Below are 15,567 nucleotides of genomic sequence, written 5' to 3'. Positions count from 1 at the left end.
TTAAAATATATAATAAAACAGATGATATTAACCCTTGAATTACCCGTTAAAGTCATCTTATTTATTGTCGTCTATTAACTTGTACCAACTTTCTTACTTAACATCAGTTATTTATAGCAAACCAATAGGAACTAGAGCTATATCTTTTATTAATGTACATTTCAGTTAATTTAAAGCAATAATAGAATCCATCATATTCTATGCTTAAAAACAGCAACAACCTGTTACTAATCTACATTATGTTCATTGATTAGAATGATAAAGTACTTTGGGTTTTGCTTCAAATTTATAATTACTTAGATCGATATTTAACAATTTGCTTGATACAAACTGCATCTAATTATAAAAGAAAGCTTATGGAATACCATAAAAAAAAGGGCTGTAAGCCCCTCCCACAATCCCTCATTAATCACCATTAAAGGATAAAGCGTTCATCTAATACCGTATACCCATATAAAATTATACTCTAACTCCACATTATTTATAACTAAAAGGATTCGGATATCGACTCCTTTTTTTCCTATTCCTTTTCTTCATCATACTTCAAATTTACCCACCTACCTTTTAACTTTAACCCATTTATAGTTAAATTTCCCACCAAAATCGTTGGTCACAATACCTTTGACAAAAGAACGTTGTAAATATGACCTTCCTTGTTGGTAGATCAGCGCTACTACTTCATCTTCTAATAATATTTTCTCTGCTTGTTTCATTGCTTCCCAACGTGCCTTTTCTTCATCAGCTAAATCGATTTTCACCTTATGAATTAGTTCATCATATTGCTTATTGGAATACTTATCAAAGTTATATGTACTATCTGTCGTAAATAAATCTAAGAAAGTAATAAGATCACGAATATCAGGACCCCATACATCAACACCTATGTCATAATCGCTATTGAATAACAATTCGATTTGTTGTTTACGTGACTGAGGTTTAATATTCACGGTTAGTCCGTTCAAATTCTTTTCAAGTTCACCCTTTAAATACTCTGCATTTCTCTTTGCTAACGCATTATCGCTTGTTAACAATTCCAATACTACTTCCCCTTTACCTAGTTCTTGTTTGGCTTTTTTCCAGCTTTCCTTCGCTGCATTCACATCATATTTTGCTAAATTCCCATTCACTTTCCCGAAGTTTTTTTCATCCGTTCCCCTCGCAAAATTGAACGGTGCAATCCCTTTCGCTGGAAGTGAACCATTTTTTAAGACCATTTCTACAAAAGCTTTCTTATCAAACGCCTTACTGATCTTATATATAGTAAGGTATGTGAAATTATAGTTTAGTATAAATAAAAAGGGCAAGCATATTTTTCCTTTTATCGCAGAAATGAGTACACTTAGCAATGAATGTACTCATTTCCAAAACTTCCACCAGGATTTGTCGCTATTTTTTCCTGTGCTGATACAATAGTACGTTTAGCATCTTGAACCTCTCTGACCATCTTCATATGATTATCATCTCTTAGCTCTAACCTTTTTTCTATCCTTTCTTCACGTTCCTTACGATCTTTCAGATCTTCCTCTATCAATCTATTTCTTTCTTTTATATCCTCTTCTATCAATTTGTTCTTTTGATCTATACGATCACCTAGTCTCTTTTCCATTTCTAATAGGTTTGCTTGATGCACCTTATTAATTTCTTCTATCATTAGAAGAGAAATTGGCGAAAGCACAGCGTTTTCTTTCTAGAAGAATGAAAGGATCTTTTCGCTGGAATAAACAACGAGTAAAGGTAGCTAGAATTCATGAATATATGACGAATGCTAGAAAAGATTACTTGAATAAAATCTCGACTGAAATCATCAAAAGCCACGATGTTATTGGTATATAGGATTTGCAAGTATCGAATATGTGTTAAAGAATCATACGTTAGCAAAAGCAATTAGTGAGGTATCATGATCACAGTTTCGAGCCATGTTAGAATACAAAGCAAAATGGTACGGCAAACAAGTCATTGTCGTATCGAAAACATTTGCTTCAAGTCAATTATGTTCTTGTTGTGGATATCAAAACAAAGACGTTAAAAATCTAAACCTACGTAAATGGGACTGTCCTTCTTGTCGCACACACCATGAGAGGGATATTAACGCAAGTATTAATCTAAAGAATGAAGCGGTAAGGCTTCTAACCGCAAGGACTGTGGAGCTAGCCTAATCAATTAGAGTTCGATAGAACTCTTTACTTAGGAATCCCTCTCTTCTAAACGAAGTGAAAGTGGGGGTAGTTCAATAGATAAGAATAATAATCCTTTCTATACCGACCAAATCACTTTACCAGGCTATCAATTGCCACCTCGCTCTACAGATAAAGAGGATATTGAGATGCTTTTAGCTGGGCTTCGTACAGATTTAGACGGATTCCATGGCAGTGAAATTCATACCTTGATACGTGCAGGGAAAATCAGAATGGACATTGCATTAAGAATGTTACTACCAGAATATATGAAGAATATGAAAGGAACCTCTAATCCTATATTTCCTCTGAAGATGTACATTTTTTTGTTTTGAATTGTATAACCATTTGTTGAAAGAATTTCTTCATAACTATTATGATACGTGAAATTTTTATTGGTTGGATTTATTGGTGGCTATAATAATGTCATACATCCATATACCCATATAGCTGTTGTACCTCTAAAAAATAAAATAAAAGAACAACATCTAAATGGCTCAGAACCTCTAGAAAATGATAACAACTTACACTCAATTTCATATAAAATATTTGCTGAAGGATGTGAACCAGTTAAAGGCACAATTTCAGTATCTCTAAAAGAAATCTTCAGTTTTTAAAACTGTGGCAAACTCATCATCTAAAGTTGCTAGTGATACATTATGTATTTGTTCAGACACAAAAATAGGTTGTAGAGAAGACTTTCTTCACAACCTGAGAAAACACTTCTCTTAAGATAGAGAAGTGTTTTCCCTTCATTATTGATTAGAGCTAGAAGATTGTGATTTTTTTGCAGCTGATTGTGCATTTTGTTTTTTCACTGCATGTACATCTGTTTCAGTTGCAAATTCTGTACCATAGCTAGCATTTGCACTTTGTGCACCTGAAGCTTGGGCTTTCTGTGCCTCTGCTTGTGCATTCGCTTGTTTCACTGCTTGTACATTTGTTTCAGTTGCGAATTCTGTACCATAGCTAGCATTTGCACTTTGTGCACCTGAAGCTTGGGCTTTCTGTGCTTCTGCTTTTGCATTCGCTTGTTTTACTGCTTGTACATTTGTTTCAGTTGCGAATTCTGTACCATAGCTAGCATTTGTACTTTGGATGCTAGCGCCAGAAGTTGCCTTATTGTAACCTTGTTGTTTTTTGTTCATCTTTCTCACCTCCACAATTAATAATATAACCACCCCATTTAAAAGCTATTCTTAATTATATTTTTTAAATTTCCGTCAGTTATTTTAATCTTCATTCAAACTACATATTATAGAGATGAAATTATGTATATAGGACGAAATATGACTGAACTAACCATGCTTATAAGAAATGAATGGAAAGAAAAATAAATATTAATTACATATTATAAAGATGGTTATTTTCTCTCTAGTTATATGACTGTGGTTGATATTGATCTGCTAATTAGTGCTGTCATATGTACTGATGCTTTTTATAATAAGATGACACTACAATTTTCTAACATAACAGAGGTAAGATAGAATAGATTTAAGTAATCACGTTTGAATCGTTATAAAGGAGTGTATAAAATGCAAGGGAATCAGATAAGAAAGAATACAGCAAGAACTGTTATTCATAATAATGTAAATAACTATCCCTATTTAAGTATACCTATGATTATCAATGAGGAAGATGAAAAGATATACGAAGTTTTAAGCGCCGGTTTTCATACTAATGATGCAGTAGCAATGATAAAAACGGATGGTTTCGCTACAACCAGGGCAAATACACCGATCGTAACAGTAAAAAACACCGATGGTAGTATTCAAGTATTGCGCTTGCCTTTAGAACTGGAATATTGGGTACTTTCTTGTATGCGTTCTGCTTCAGCAGAAAAAAATCCTTTCCCATGTAAAGTTGCTTTTGGAATCATTGACACTAAATTTCATGTGGAATTTAAATAAAAAAGAAGGGATTACTCAATTTGAGTCCCCTCTTCCTTAAGTTAAATAAACATCACTTCTCTGCGTTGTTTATAGGAGTAGCATCAATAGAAGCTGAAACTGAAATATTTGCCTTTGATCAGAAATAAAACACAAAAGTTATATATTAAACTTTTAGTTTTTTATCGTTTTCCGACAGAAGACTCCTTCCTCAAAAATGTGAAGGTGTGAAACACCAATTTTAGGTGGGAGATGAATGTCGGTTGGCATAAGCCAACATATTTGCTATCATTTACTTGTACAGATTGCTCTTCAAAAACTGAAGATATGAGGTTGGTTGCAGAAAAACGTTGCAACCGTAAAATCTTCAACGTTCTATCGCCCCACGCTTCTCAAAATTGCGAAAACCAAGCTAAAGTAGGTAGTGTGGTGAGTCAGCGTACAAGATACTTATATTCTCACCGTAGGGACTGCGGGTAGAGCCTGCTAAGATAACTGGTGGATACATCGGTGTTCGCAGGAATCTCCCACTTCAAACAGTCCGTTAGGACGTTAAGTGGTGAGTAGTTCAAGTATTGGATACAAAATACGAAAGAGCCCTTCTTGCATGATAAAAATAACGAGCAAGTTACACTTGCACATACAATATCACCCCAAAAATTAAATACTAATCAGATCGATTTACCAAAAAACAACCAAGTATTGATCAATTATTATATAAAATGTTTTCCACTTTATTTTTAAGTATGAGAAAAAAATTTGATAAGACAAAAACTTCCTTCTTCTAATTCGAAAGTAAACTTTTGAATAGAAATTCACTTTCCATTTCATCAATAAGAAAAACCACAGCAATTGCTGTGGTTTTTCTTATTGCCCTGGCTAAAACTATGTTGTAAATACTCATGGCATTGTATGTTTGATTTCAATTTTAAGTTCCAATGTAAATTTTAAAATATTAGTTTATTTTAAAATCACCTAAAACATTGAATTTAAACAAAACTCCCTAATATCTTCAAAATAAAAATATACATTCAAAACATTATAAAAAAGAATCAACAATCACTACAAACAAAAAACAATTTAGAATTACATGTTCGAAACCATTAGAAACATAGCTGAAAATAAAAAATCAACTTTACCAAAACCCCCACTGAATAAATCTTCCCTCTAATTTTTGAATAGATTTCCTCCCCAACAAACAAAATTAAAAAGTTTTCCTTCCAAAAACACAATGAAATATTATAATTCCGAATATATAAATAAATATATTTAAAATCAATGCTAACCATTTTTATATATTTATTGGCGATTTCTTGAAATAAAGAATATATGTATATTAAATTCTAATGCCTATTTTTAATATTTAAATTCAAAGAGGTGTATTATGAGACCAAAATTTTTCGAACCATCTATTCTATTTTGGAGAACTGAAAGAACTCCAAATGATACCCAATGTAACACTCAATGTAATTTTAAAAACGATTGTCACTGTATTACCAATAAAACAGATTTTTTTCCTGTAAATGAAAAAAATCAAAGTAACTTCCTTGAAATATTATTAAAATTACCAATTAATTATCCAATAAATAAAATTATTCTTAATGGAAAAGAAATAGCAGTTACTAATTTCATCTCAATAAATACAGATAACTACATTTTAATTTGTAAAAATAAAGAACAGATAATTTCAATTAATTCTAAATCTATAGAAGCTATTTATTGGTAAATAAAAATAGGTAATATTGTCTATTGCGGTATAAGTATAAATGAATATAATATATTATACTCATTTAGGAGGTGAATCCTTTTGGAAAACGGTATTAGAACATTATTAAATAGTTTTCCTACTAATTACCCAGTAGATAATGTTATTGTAAATGGCCGCTCCGTTGCAACTACCAACTTTATTAATGTACAAGGAGATTTAGCTTTCTTTCGTAATAATGCTGAAACTCGAATCTTTAGAATTGAAAGTATCGATGGTCTAGACTTCTAAAATATTTATAAAGTGTAAAAAAGTCCCTGCACTAAATTATGGGGCTTTTTTACATTTATCTCTTAATAATTGACTCTACTCCATTTATATTAATATTTTTAAAATAAATGTATACCTCCAAAACAATACAAATAAAGAATTTAATAAATCCATGGAAAAATTTATAAAGATCCCTCTCTTTTTTATAAATAGATATCCATAATCCGTCCTACGCTTTTTATTCCAAGCTTCACTTAAGCTTCGAGCCTGTACACTCTCAAAATTAAGTAACTTTAGCAACATAAACGCCCAGGACACTGATCTTTACTTCCAAAATTCATACCATTTCTTTTCATTATTAGTTGCAATCATCCTCTTAACTTCCTGGACTTCCCTTATTGTTTGCATAAGCATTTAATCACGACCCTAGTTCTACTCCATGTCTTCACTAATATTTATCATTTTAGCCAAGAAGACTCCTTCCTCAAGGAACGCGAAGTGAGTAGGTGGGAGATGAATTGGCTTTGAACAAGGGATGGCAAGGAACCATCTTAATTGTTCGACATACATAAAGTGTTACTTCACCATCCATCGAATATACATTCGGTATATAATAGTCATATATCGAAATGGAGGTGAATCAAATGATAATTAATAAAGCCTATAAGTTTCGTATCTATCCAAATCAAGCACAAGCAATTCTAATTAACAAAACGATAGGTTGTTCTCGCTTTGTATTCAATCATTTCCTATCCCTATGGGAACACGCATATAAAGAGACAGGAAAAGGTTTGACATATGGTACATGCTCTGCCAAACTTCCTGCCATGAAGAAAGAGTTTGTTTGGCTAAAAGAAGTGGATAGTATTTCGATTCAGTCGTCTGTTCGCAACCTTGCGGATGCGTATACACGCTTTTTCAAAAAACAAAACAGCGCACCGTGCTTTAAATCTAAGAAGAACAACGTACAATCTTATACCACAAAACAAACAAATGAAAACATTGCCGTTGTAGGGAACAAAATAAAATTGCCGAAACTAGGCCTCATTCGATTTGCCAAAAGTCGCGAAGTAGAGGGGCGTATTGTAAATGCTACAGTTAGACGGAACCCTTCTGGCAGATACTTTGTTTCATTGTTAGTCGAAACAGAAGTACAAGAGCTTCCGAAAACAAGTTCTTACATTGGAATGGATGTGGGACTAAAAGATTTCGCCATTTTGTCAGATGGAACCATCTATAAAAATCCGAAGTTTTTTCGATCATTAGAAGATAAGTTGGCGAAAGCACAGCGTGTGCTTTCTAGAAGAATGAAAGGATCTTCTCGCTGGAATAAACAACAAGTAAAGGTAGCTAGAATTCATGAATACATATCAAATGCTAGAAAAGATTACTTGGACAAAATTTCAACTGAAATCATCAAAAACCACGATGTTATCGGTATAGAAGATTTGCAAGTATCGAATATGCTAAAGAATCATAAGTTAGCAAAAGCAATTAGTGAGGTATCTTGGTCGCAATTTCGATCCATGTTAGTATACAAAGCAAAATGGTATGGCAAACACATCATGATAGGGATATTAACGCAAGTATCAATCTAAAGAATGAAGCAATAAGGCTTCTAACCGCAAGGACTGCGGAGATAGCCTAATCAATTAGAGTTCGATAGAACTCTTTACTTAGGAATCCTCCACTTCTAAACGAAGTGAAAATGGAGGTAGTTCAATACTATAAGTGTATTGTAGAAACAGTTGATATCTTAACATGCTGGGGGATATAGTTGAAGTAACAGCACATGTTTTGCAGCATCTCGAATTCCTCCTCCTTCTAATTAGCAAATACAGTAATTCAAATTGCGGATGACACCTTAAGATGTCTATTCTTTTTTAAAGGGACCTGCTCAATTACTCTATAAAAACATAAGGTAAAATGAACCCGTTAAGACACATGAGTGAACCCCTGTATTATTCTCTTACCAAAAGGAGGAAAAATTATGAGTTATGGTGGCGGATTTGCTGGTGGCTTTGCTTTATTAGTTGTATTATTTATTTTATTAATCATAGTTGGAGCTGCTTGTTTCTGCTAAAAAACTATCTGAAAAGACACTCTTATATGAGTGTTTTTTCTTTATTTCTAAACAGACTTGCCCATTCATTCCATAAAAACATACAGTACTATAAAACCATTAAAACAACAACCTATCCCACTGTTAGGTCTTCTAATTAAAGGGGGAAAAATTATGAGTTACGGTGGTTCTTGCGGTGGTTTTATTAGCAACTTTTCTTTACTGATCATTTATCTTCAGCTTATTAATTATTATCAGATGTAGATGTTGTGGCGGCGGATTCGAGAATTAGGAAAAGGCACTATTATGAGAGTACATACTACTTAAATAATGCAATTATGTATAACCTCAAAATATATATATAGTTAATAATCAATATAATAAAACAACGAATGTGAATACCTTCTATAAAGCAAATTCTTTTGAAAAGTATAGCATATCGTTCGTTTTAAAAGATATGACTTCACTCTGATACTGATCTCAATTCTTTTGTATGTTGTGTACTAACACTCTAATATATAATTATTTCACCTCTACTTCTAATACATGTTAGTTAGCTTATTTGCAAACTTGCTTGCACTTTTTTTGTTTTTTTCTATTACATACTCTTGAAAAAAATTCAGCTGATTGATGGAAATATGATCATTTATATAATCTGCACACGAACTTCCTGTTCTTGCAATAATTGGATAGTCAACTCCAATACGATATTTTGCATTAACTGGTAGTGTTTATCATGAGATTTACTTTGTTCTGATATAAGTTCTATACATTGAAATATATAGCCTTCTACACGTAAGCCTCCTTTTTCAATTATAGATGGATTATGTCCTTTTTTTATTATTTTTGGCAATAAGAATTCTTTTTTTGTCAAAATAATTTCCTGTGATACCTCTTTTATTCCTATAACTTTTTCTTTAAAAACCACCTTTTCTATTAAACTAATTTCACCTTTATACCTCCCTATTTCTATTGGTAGTTTCACCTTTATATAATTATTTACATCCGCTTCAACTTCCTTCTCTAATATTATGCCGTGGATAGGAATCCACGAAGATGTACCTAGCCAACTCTCTTCCATATCTCCTTTTACTTTTTGATTAGAAAGTTCTAAAAGTACTCTCTTCTCATGAAGGGTTGAAGAAACTAAATTACAATTAATTTCTCCATGATAATGTTGCATTGTAGTTAATAACTTAGAATCCAGTTCACGACCTGTTGCATCTTTTTCATTACGAAATACAAATGCTTCTTGATTTTTCACACTAATATTAGGAGATTTTATAAAACTAGTAACATCCGAAATAATAGAAAATGGAGTTTTCACTTCTATTGAACGTACTGAAGTCTCTATTTTCGATCCTGAATCTATACTTTTTTTCTTTGAATCTGTTTCTTCATTTTTTTTCTCTAATTCATTTGTTTTATTTTCTTTTTCTGATTCAATTTTCACCTCTACTCCCTCTAATCCATTCACTTTCGCTTCTTTTTCTAACTCTGGTTCTTTACTTTCTTTCTCTGCTTGTATTGCTTTCGTTTCTTTTTTTGACTCTGGTTTTTTACTTTCTTTCTCTGCTTGTATTACTTTCGTTTCTTTTTTTGACTCTGGTTTTTTACTTTCTTTCTCTGCTTGTATTACTTTCGTTTCTTTTTTTGACTCTGGTTTTTTACTTTCTTTCTCTGCTTGTATTACTTTCGTTTCTTTTTTTGACTCTGGTTTTTTACTTTCTTTCTCTGCTCGTATTGCTTTCGTTTCTTTTTTTGACTCTGGTTTTTTACTTTCTTTCTCTGCTCGTATTGCTTTCGTTTCTTTCTTTGGTTTTGCTTCTTCACTTTTCTTATTTTTTCTTATTTCGCGTGAATCATCTTGATCATTTAATATTTCCCCTTTGTCAACTTTGTTCCATATTCCCTTACCAACCAATGGACTATCCATCACTATCCCCCCTCACTTATGAAACTCATAAAAATATGTTTTGACACGCGACCATTCATCATTATATATGTTTTATAATAATAAAAAAGACATTGTCTTTTCATATAAATTTCTTTACGATATTTGGGATCGCCAGCACTAAAAATTATCTAGTTGTGCCCTTCTCGAAAAAGAAACAAATCCATCGCTACCCATATGTTCCGTAAAACCTTCGGATGTTAATTCTATAAACAAACAAAAGATGTGACCATGATAAAAGAAATACTTATTCATCGAACACCACAAATCAAACTGGAACATATTAAGTAGATTAAGAAAAAAATGATGTTATTATTAAACAACTTTCATATTTACATAAAAAATCCACACTTAACTAGACTCCTATACTCACACCATCTTTTCTAGACGAGCATAAGATGTACTAACGAACGAAAGGGGGTAATTTTATGGGTTTTGGTTTTGGTGGAGGTTGTGATTTTAATAGATGTGATGATCGGAGAGATCATCATAGAGATCATCACCGAAAAGACGAAAACAATAGACAGGTGAATAATAATCCAGAGTTATTACAATTCTTAAGAACATTAACTCCTGGTACTTGTATTGTTCTTCAATATGATTGCCAACCACCTACAAGTGCAACATTCCAAGGTTTTCAAGGAAACAACGTAATCATTTTATCTGACTTCGATTGTTTCCCAGGATTGGCACGTATTGCAATTAATAAAATTAATGTAATCTCTATAAATTCACCTGATTGTAATCGTTTCTGTTGCAAGCGTAAGCATTGTAAAGAACATGATGAGCATGATCATAGAGATGATTATTAAAAATGAATGAATAGAAATACCTTTCCTTTAATTTTATAAGCCAATTTGCAGAAAAAACACCTATTACAAAAATAGGTGTTTTTTCTTTCCTAAATTTACTGAACTGAACGTAAATAACAAACCATTCCATATATCGGACATATACTATGGTAAGGTCGGCATCCAAATGACCCAAATAAATACCCACGCCAAGAAATAAAACTACAAAGTATTTCTTGGCACCTTTTACATAAAACAAATAAACTTATTAAAAGTGTACAAGTTAATTACCAAGTTTTTTATACGATATAATTAAGGATTAGAAGATCCTATACCACCAATCCATAAAGTTACCTATATATATTTAACTTTCTAAATGTGCAAACCTAATTGAAAATGCCTCGTTTTGAAACAACCAATTCATGTGCTAATCCTTCCACAGTAAATTTTTTCATTTGATTAACCATCATAATCATTTCATTTAATCTTTTAGCCCTAGGCATCGATTCTCCTACATAACTATGGCATAATCTAGAGCCGTTATAATATATATTCATGGATAGAAATTTATCTGTGTTTTTTTGTTTTATCTAGATTTCTTTATATTATTTCTAACCGTATTTCCCGAAAGAATTCACCTTACTCAAGCTTGCGCAAGGCGATATCCAATGGTAAGTGGATGATGAATTACAGTTAGCGTAAACCAACATATTTGCTACTATATACTTTTGTACAGATTGTTTTTATCATTTTTTAAAATGTGTTATAAACCTGTTCACAGGTTGCGGCTGTTGGTTGAAAAAACAATGTTTTTATAACGTTCGACAAAAGGTTGATTATACCATTGTTGAGGACAATCACCTGGTGGCCTAAAATACCATAAACTAAATTTTCCAGGCCAATAACTCTCTCCATTGATTACTCGACAAGCTAAGCGTTTTTCACTTTCTCTTGCTCTTTGATAGAAATAAACATGGGTAACAGCTTCAAATGCATGTTCTTGGAAAATCATTTGTCTAATGGTACGAAGATTTTTAAAATCGGAACAATGGCTCTTACTCGGTTAATTCCTACATTTCCGACTAGCAACATACCCTGAGTCCCTTCAGCTTCTGCTCTCAGTAATCTTGCTAAAAGTGCAATATCTGCACCTATAGCGTTAACCCCCCCATGACTTCACCTCCATTATATTTTCTTCTTAATAGTATTGCTTATTAGTTGGGATAATGACTTTTCATATAATATAGACTGTTATGTCTACGAAGTATGAAAGATAATTACTCTTGAATTAGGAAGGATAATGGTAAATATAGATTTTTTCATGGAAGGATTTTTATTTTTATGGGTATGGGACTTAAAGATGGAACGACAGGTAAATAAACTCATGAATAGTGGTATTTATAAGGACTATGTAGTTTCTATAGTTGGGGTTACTTATTTACTTTTGAGAAATATGATTCAAATTATTGTTTTATCTTTTTCCAATATGCGTCTCCTCACAATAAATAGAGAGACACTTGTCTCTCTTCAAAAAGTACTTTTGAGAATTTTAAATTATCCCTCTTAGTATCAAACCTAAAACGGCCATAATTATCGTACTGATAATTATCCGTAAAATCCAAGAGGTATTTATGCTTATTTTTTCTAATTGCTTATTAATTGTAGAAATGTCTTTCTCGTTAATTATTATTCGAGTTTCTAAATTACGAATATCACGTATGATCTCTTTTTGTTCGGATTTTAGAAGATCAATTTTCACATTTACATCTTTCATATGCTCACGCCCTTATAATATCTTAATAGAACAGTCTTAACATATTATGAGACAACCTATTTCGATGTGAATGTATACGTGTTATTTCTATGTAGAATCTTAATTTAATACATTTTCCCCAATCGTATTTATCATTACTAAACTAGTACAAGCATTTGTTATTTGACTGATAGCTGTACTAATTAATCAAATTCGGATGTTTTGTTAGAACTCCAATCGAACCTCAACTATATTCGTCATATCTTAAGTATTATCATTAATAATTTTAGAAAATTCATAAAAAAATGAGTGATGTGAAATAATGCTATTTTTAAAAATTTTATCAATTTCAATTGTTATTACTAACTCTATGTCCCCGTCTACAGAACACTAAACACACATTGTATTCAATAAAAAGAGAGCATCCAGGACAATAGATGCTCTTAATGTATAAGGAGTTCTAACCAAAACTTAGAATGGAGGAAAAGCGGTCAAGCTCGTCCTATACTCTAATATATGCTTGTTCTCCTTGAAAGGTGAAAAATAAAAAGACACCTTAATTAGGTGTCTTTTTAGGTATAAGAGATAGATACCATGTGAAAAGCCTTTCTGTATCATTGTATGATTATCAATTCTCGTTATGCTTAAAAATAGCTTATAAATACGTTTATTGTATATTTTGATAGTTAATGATTTTATCACGAATAACGGTCACAATAAATTCCTCAATAGTGCTGTTTGTTTCTTTGACTATTTTATCAAGTACTTGATATTCTTTACTGAAAATCTTAACTGGTTTTGTCACACTGCTGCTATCTAAATAGACGCTATTATTAAAACGTTTCACTAATTTCCCTTCAATTAAGTATAGTAAGAGGCTCCCAACCCACTTCATTTGCATATCCATAGGCAATTCAATAAGTGATTGTCTTACATCTAAATATCAAAACCCCCCCTCTTCTGAAATCTTTATATTTCTTGGTGAGTCATATTGGATTATTGTCGTTCCATACTACTACAGGGGTACGTGTGGTCGAGGTGGCCCATACAAAGAGTGATAATAAATGAATTGTTTCTATTAATAAGGAAATTTTTAATCGTATTGTTGCGTTTCAAATCCGGAGACGATTACCTGTGAACATTGGAAATACAAATAGAAAGACTATATTTCAAACAAAGAATCATACTACTTATAGAGAAAATTACTTATCACAATATATTTCTAAAATCATTAAGGATACAAAGTTATCCTTTACGGAGAACATACGAATTACTCCCCCTCTTCTTTAGACATTTTTATGTACAGTACTTATACGACTACAAGGGACTATCACCTCATATAACAGCAGCTGCAGTAGGTCATAAAAATGACAGGACAACAAAAGAAAACTACCTAAAACAAAGATTAAAAACCTGTTATGGACACTTTTTTATATGAAAAGATATTAAATTTTTATTGGTGATGTATACGTTGATATAAATTCTGATGAAAAAATTATTAGTAGGCTTAATCATTGATACGAACTAGCTTGTTTTTAATTAGTTCCCATATATTTAAACAAGGCTTATTTCAATCCACTCCTGTCTTGTTAATTTATTTGCACAATTCAATTCAAATTCACATATACTACTTGTGCACATGTATTTAGGTCACATGTGGGAGTGTGATCTGAAACCTACTTTTCAAAAAGCGCTATATAAGCGCTTTTTTTGATGTATAAAATGTTTTTTTACAAAAGACACACAATTAAACAAACATAACTACATATGATATATTCTATCCTCTCTTTTTAGAGTGAATAGTCATTACAGAAGGGCACTCTCCGGAGTGCTCTTACATTTTCATACCAAATAGCGTTTTTATAAACAACTTGTCACCTTTAAATCAGACAGGCATATATTATTGTATGGGGTACTCCACTCCATACGTTCAACCCTTTTAGTCTAGATGCACACTTATATGTGTTCTCTTTTTTATTCACTTAAAAAAACGATTTTGTTCAATAAAAAGAGAACATCCAGGATAATAGATGCTCTTAATACGATTAGATTTTTAACTGAATAAATGGAATAGGAGCGTTTAAGCTCATCCTATACTTTAATATATACGAAAGATAAAAAGTAAAAAGACACCTTAATTAGGTGTCTTTTCAGAGTGCCAGAGGTAATCTATATGTCGGATAGACCTTTCTATATCATTGTATGATCATCAATTCTTGTTATGCCTAAAAAGGTTTTTAATACGTTAATTGTGTAGTTTTAACATAACAAGGAATAAAATTCTGTTATGGACACTTTTTTATACGAACAAGATATAAAATTAAATTTGATTGGTGATGTATGAGTTGATATAAATTCTAGTTAAGAAATATTAGTAGGCTTGATCATTACATCATTGATACGAACCAACTTAATTATTTAGGATGTATGTTAAATTTATACTCTTTTCCACTGTTCATAAACACTTTTCTCTACCCCTGTATCGTTAATTAATTCGCACACAATTCAATTCAAATTTACATATGCTACTGTATGCTACACATGCATCTAGATCACCTATGGGCAGGCATGATCTGAAAGTTCACTTTAAGCGCGCTATATAAGCGCTTTTTTTATGCGTAAATAATCTCTACAAAATGAAATTATCATTATTATATTTCCTTCCGAATAACATTTCCAATACGGTTTATACTATAACTGTAACTTTAAAGTTATACAACCTAAATTGTAGGGCCTAATTTTCTTTTGTACAACAAGTAGTTAGCCATTTAAGCTGGCTGCTTTGTTGTGTGAGATGAAATCTCTACTCGAATTTATGCTACACTTCTTCTATTAACCAAGATAAGATATTACAATCATTAGCTTCAATTTATTTCATACCGAGCACACACCTTTTTAGAGTAATAATATCCGTATGTCCAAGTTTTATAGATTTTTTACACCAGAACCAAAAATAATTTTATTACACC

Annotated in this window: 9 protein-coding genes and 10 pseudogenes; 11 read left to right on the top strand and 8 right to left on the bottom strand. The window is 31.8% G+C overall.

Annotated elements, in window-relative coordinates; all coding sequences use genetic code 11:
• Window positions 1–557: 557 nt before the first annotated feature.
• Together AXW78_RS28085 and AXW78_RS28080 are read right to left on the bottom strand one after the other, a co-directional pair.
• Window positions 558–1,250, bottom strand: a pseudogene (locus AXW78_RS28085) (ABC transporter substrate-binding protein); the annotation flags it as partial.
• A gap of 105 nt (window positions 1,251–1,355) precedes the next feature.
• Window positions 1,356–1,651 (bottom strand): annotated as a pseudogene (locus AXW78_RS28080) (DUF3967 domain-containing protein); the annotation flags it as partial.
• Here AXW78_RS28080 and AXW78_RS33390 point away from each other — a divergent pair.
• Window positions 1,639–2,156, top strand: a pseudogene (locus AXW78_RS33390) (RNA-guided endonuclease TnpB family protein); the annotation flags it as partial. The pseudogenes AXW78_RS28080 and AXW78_RS33390 sit on opposite strands and share 13 nt — an antisense overlap.
• 413 nt (window positions 2,157–2,569) lie before the next feature.
• Window positions 2,570–2,791, top strand: coding sequence for a hypothetical protein (locus tag AXW78_RS28070; RefSeq protein ID WP_000232712.1), 222 nt, complete (start codon window positions 2,570–2,572; stop codon window positions 2,789–2,791).
• Window positions 2,792–2,929: 138 nt separating this feature from the next.
• Here AXW78_RS28070 and AXW78_RS28065 read toward each other — a convergent pair whose 3' ends face one another.
• Window positions 2,930–3,322: a gamma-type small acid-soluble spore protein gene (locus tag AXW78_RS28065; RefSeq protein WP_001036080.1), complete on the bottom strand. Its 393-nt coding sequence runs from the start codon at window positions 3,320–3,322 to the stop codon at window positions 2,930–2,932.
• Between the two features lie 189 nt (window positions 3,323–3,511).
• Here AXW78_RS28065 and AXW78_RS35045 point away from each other — a divergent pair.
• The 4 genes and pseudogenes from AXW78_RS35045 to AXW78_RS28045 all read left to right on the top strand — a co-directional run.
• Window positions 3,512–3,661 (top strand): annotated as a pseudogene (locus AXW78_RS35045) (YolD-like family protein); the annotation flags it as partial.
• Window positions 3,662–3,709: 48 nt separating this feature from the next.
• Window positions 3,710–4,084: a hypothetical protein gene (locus AXW78_RS28055; protein WP_001161898.1), complete on the top strand. Its 375-nt coding sequence runs from the start codon at window positions 3,710–3,712 to the stop codon at window positions 4,082–4,084.
• Between the two features lie 1,363 nt (window positions 4,085–5,447).
• The gene (locus AXW78_RS28050) at window positions 5,448–5,789 is read left to right on the top strand and encodes a hypothetical protein (RefSeq protein ID WP_001247531.1); all 342 of its coding nucleotides are present in this window, start codon (window positions 5,448–5,450) and stop codon (window positions 5,787–5,789) included.
• Between the two features lie 81 nt (window positions 5,790–5,870).
• Window positions 5,871–6,059, top strand: a complete 189-nt coding sequence (locus tag AXW78_RS28045) for a hypothetical protein (RefSeq protein ID WP_000427351.1) — start codon at window positions 5,871–5,873, stop codon at window positions 6,057–6,059.
• Window positions 6,060–6,362: 303 nt separating this feature from the next.
• On the opposite strand, the pseudogene AXW78_RS33380 reads toward AXW78_RS28045, so the two are convergent.
• A pseudogene (locus AXW78_RS33380) lies at window positions 6,363–6,452 on the bottom strand (DUF3967 domain-containing protein); the annotation flags it as partial.
• A 230-nt stretch (window positions 6,453–6,682) separates the two neighbouring features.
• Here AXW78_RS33380 and tnpB point away from each other — a divergent pair.
• Both tnpB and AXW78_RS28035 read left to right on the top strand, forming a co-directional pair.
• Window positions 6,683–7,686 (top strand): annotated as a pseudogene (tnpB, locus tag AXW78_RS28040) (IS200/IS605 family element RNA-guided endonuclease TnpB).
• 342 nt (window positions 7,687–8,028) lie between these two features.
• Window positions 8,029–8,121: a YjcZ family sporulation protein gene (locus AXW78_RS28035; RefSeq protein WP_000120178.1), complete on the top strand. Its 93-nt coding sequence runs from the start codon at window positions 8,029–8,031 to the stop codon at window positions 8,119–8,121.
• Window positions 8,122–8,746: 625 nt separating this feature from the next.
• On the opposite strand, the gene AXW78_RS28030 is transcribed toward AXW78_RS28035, so the two are convergent.
• Entirely contained in the window at window positions 8,747–10,036 is a 1,290-nt protein-coding gene (locus tag AXW78_RS28030; RefSeq protein ID WP_061884959.1) for a BC_2427 family protein, read from the bottom strand.
• A 177-nt stretch (window positions 10,037–10,213) separates the two neighbouring features.
• Between AXW78_RS28030 and AXW78_RS35820 the strand changes: the two are divergent.
• Both AXW78_RS35820 and AXW78_RS28025 read left to right on the top strand, forming a co-directional pair.
• Window positions 10,214–10,345 (top strand): annotated as a pseudogene (locus AXW78_RS35820) (tyrosine-type recombinase/integrase); the annotation flags it as partial.
• A 137-nt stretch (window positions 10,346–10,482) separates the two neighbouring features.
• A complete protein-coding gene (locus tag AXW78_RS28025; protein ID WP_000505642.1) occupies window positions 10,483–10,866 on the top strand; it encodes a hypothetical protein in 384 nt (127 codons plus the stop codon).
• A 732-nt stretch (window positions 10,867–11,598) separates the two neighbouring features.
• Here the strand turns inward: AXW78_RS28025 and AXW78_RS33375 are convergent.
• From AXW78_RS33375 to AXW78_RS28010, 3 genes and pseudogenes are all read right to left on the bottom strand, one after another.
• A pseudogene (locus AXW78_RS33375) lies at window positions 11,599–12,000 on the bottom strand (cell wall hydrolase).
• 394 nt (window positions 12,001–12,394) lie between these two features.
• On the bottom strand, window positions 12,395–12,619 hold the full coding sequence (locus AXW78_RS28015) for a hypothetical protein (RefSeq protein ID WP_000655911.1): 225 nt from the start codon (window positions 12,617–12,619) through the stop codon (window positions 12,395–12,397).
• A gap of 646 nt (window positions 12,620–13,265) precedes the next feature.
• Window positions 13,266–13,598 (bottom strand): annotated as a pseudogene (locus tag AXW78_RS28010) (DNA-binding protein); the annotation flags it as partial.
• Here AXW78_RS28010 and AXW78_RS33370 point away from each other — a divergent pair.
• Window positions 13,595–14,036 (top strand): annotated as a pseudogene (locus tag AXW78_RS33370) (site-specific integrase); the annotation flags it as partial. The pseudogenes AXW78_RS28010 and AXW78_RS33370 sit on opposite strands and share 4 nt — an antisense overlap.
• Between the last annotated feature and the right edge of the window lie 1,531 nt (window positions 14,037–15,567).

The organism is Bacillus thuringiensis (assembly GCF_001595725.1).
Lineage (GTDB): Bacteria > Bacillota > Bacilli > Bacillales > Bacillaceae_G > Bacillus_A > Bacillus_A thuringiensis_K.
The sequence above is the reverse complement of the archived record's forward strand: the minus strand, read 5'-3'. Positions and strand labels throughout refer to the sequence as shown.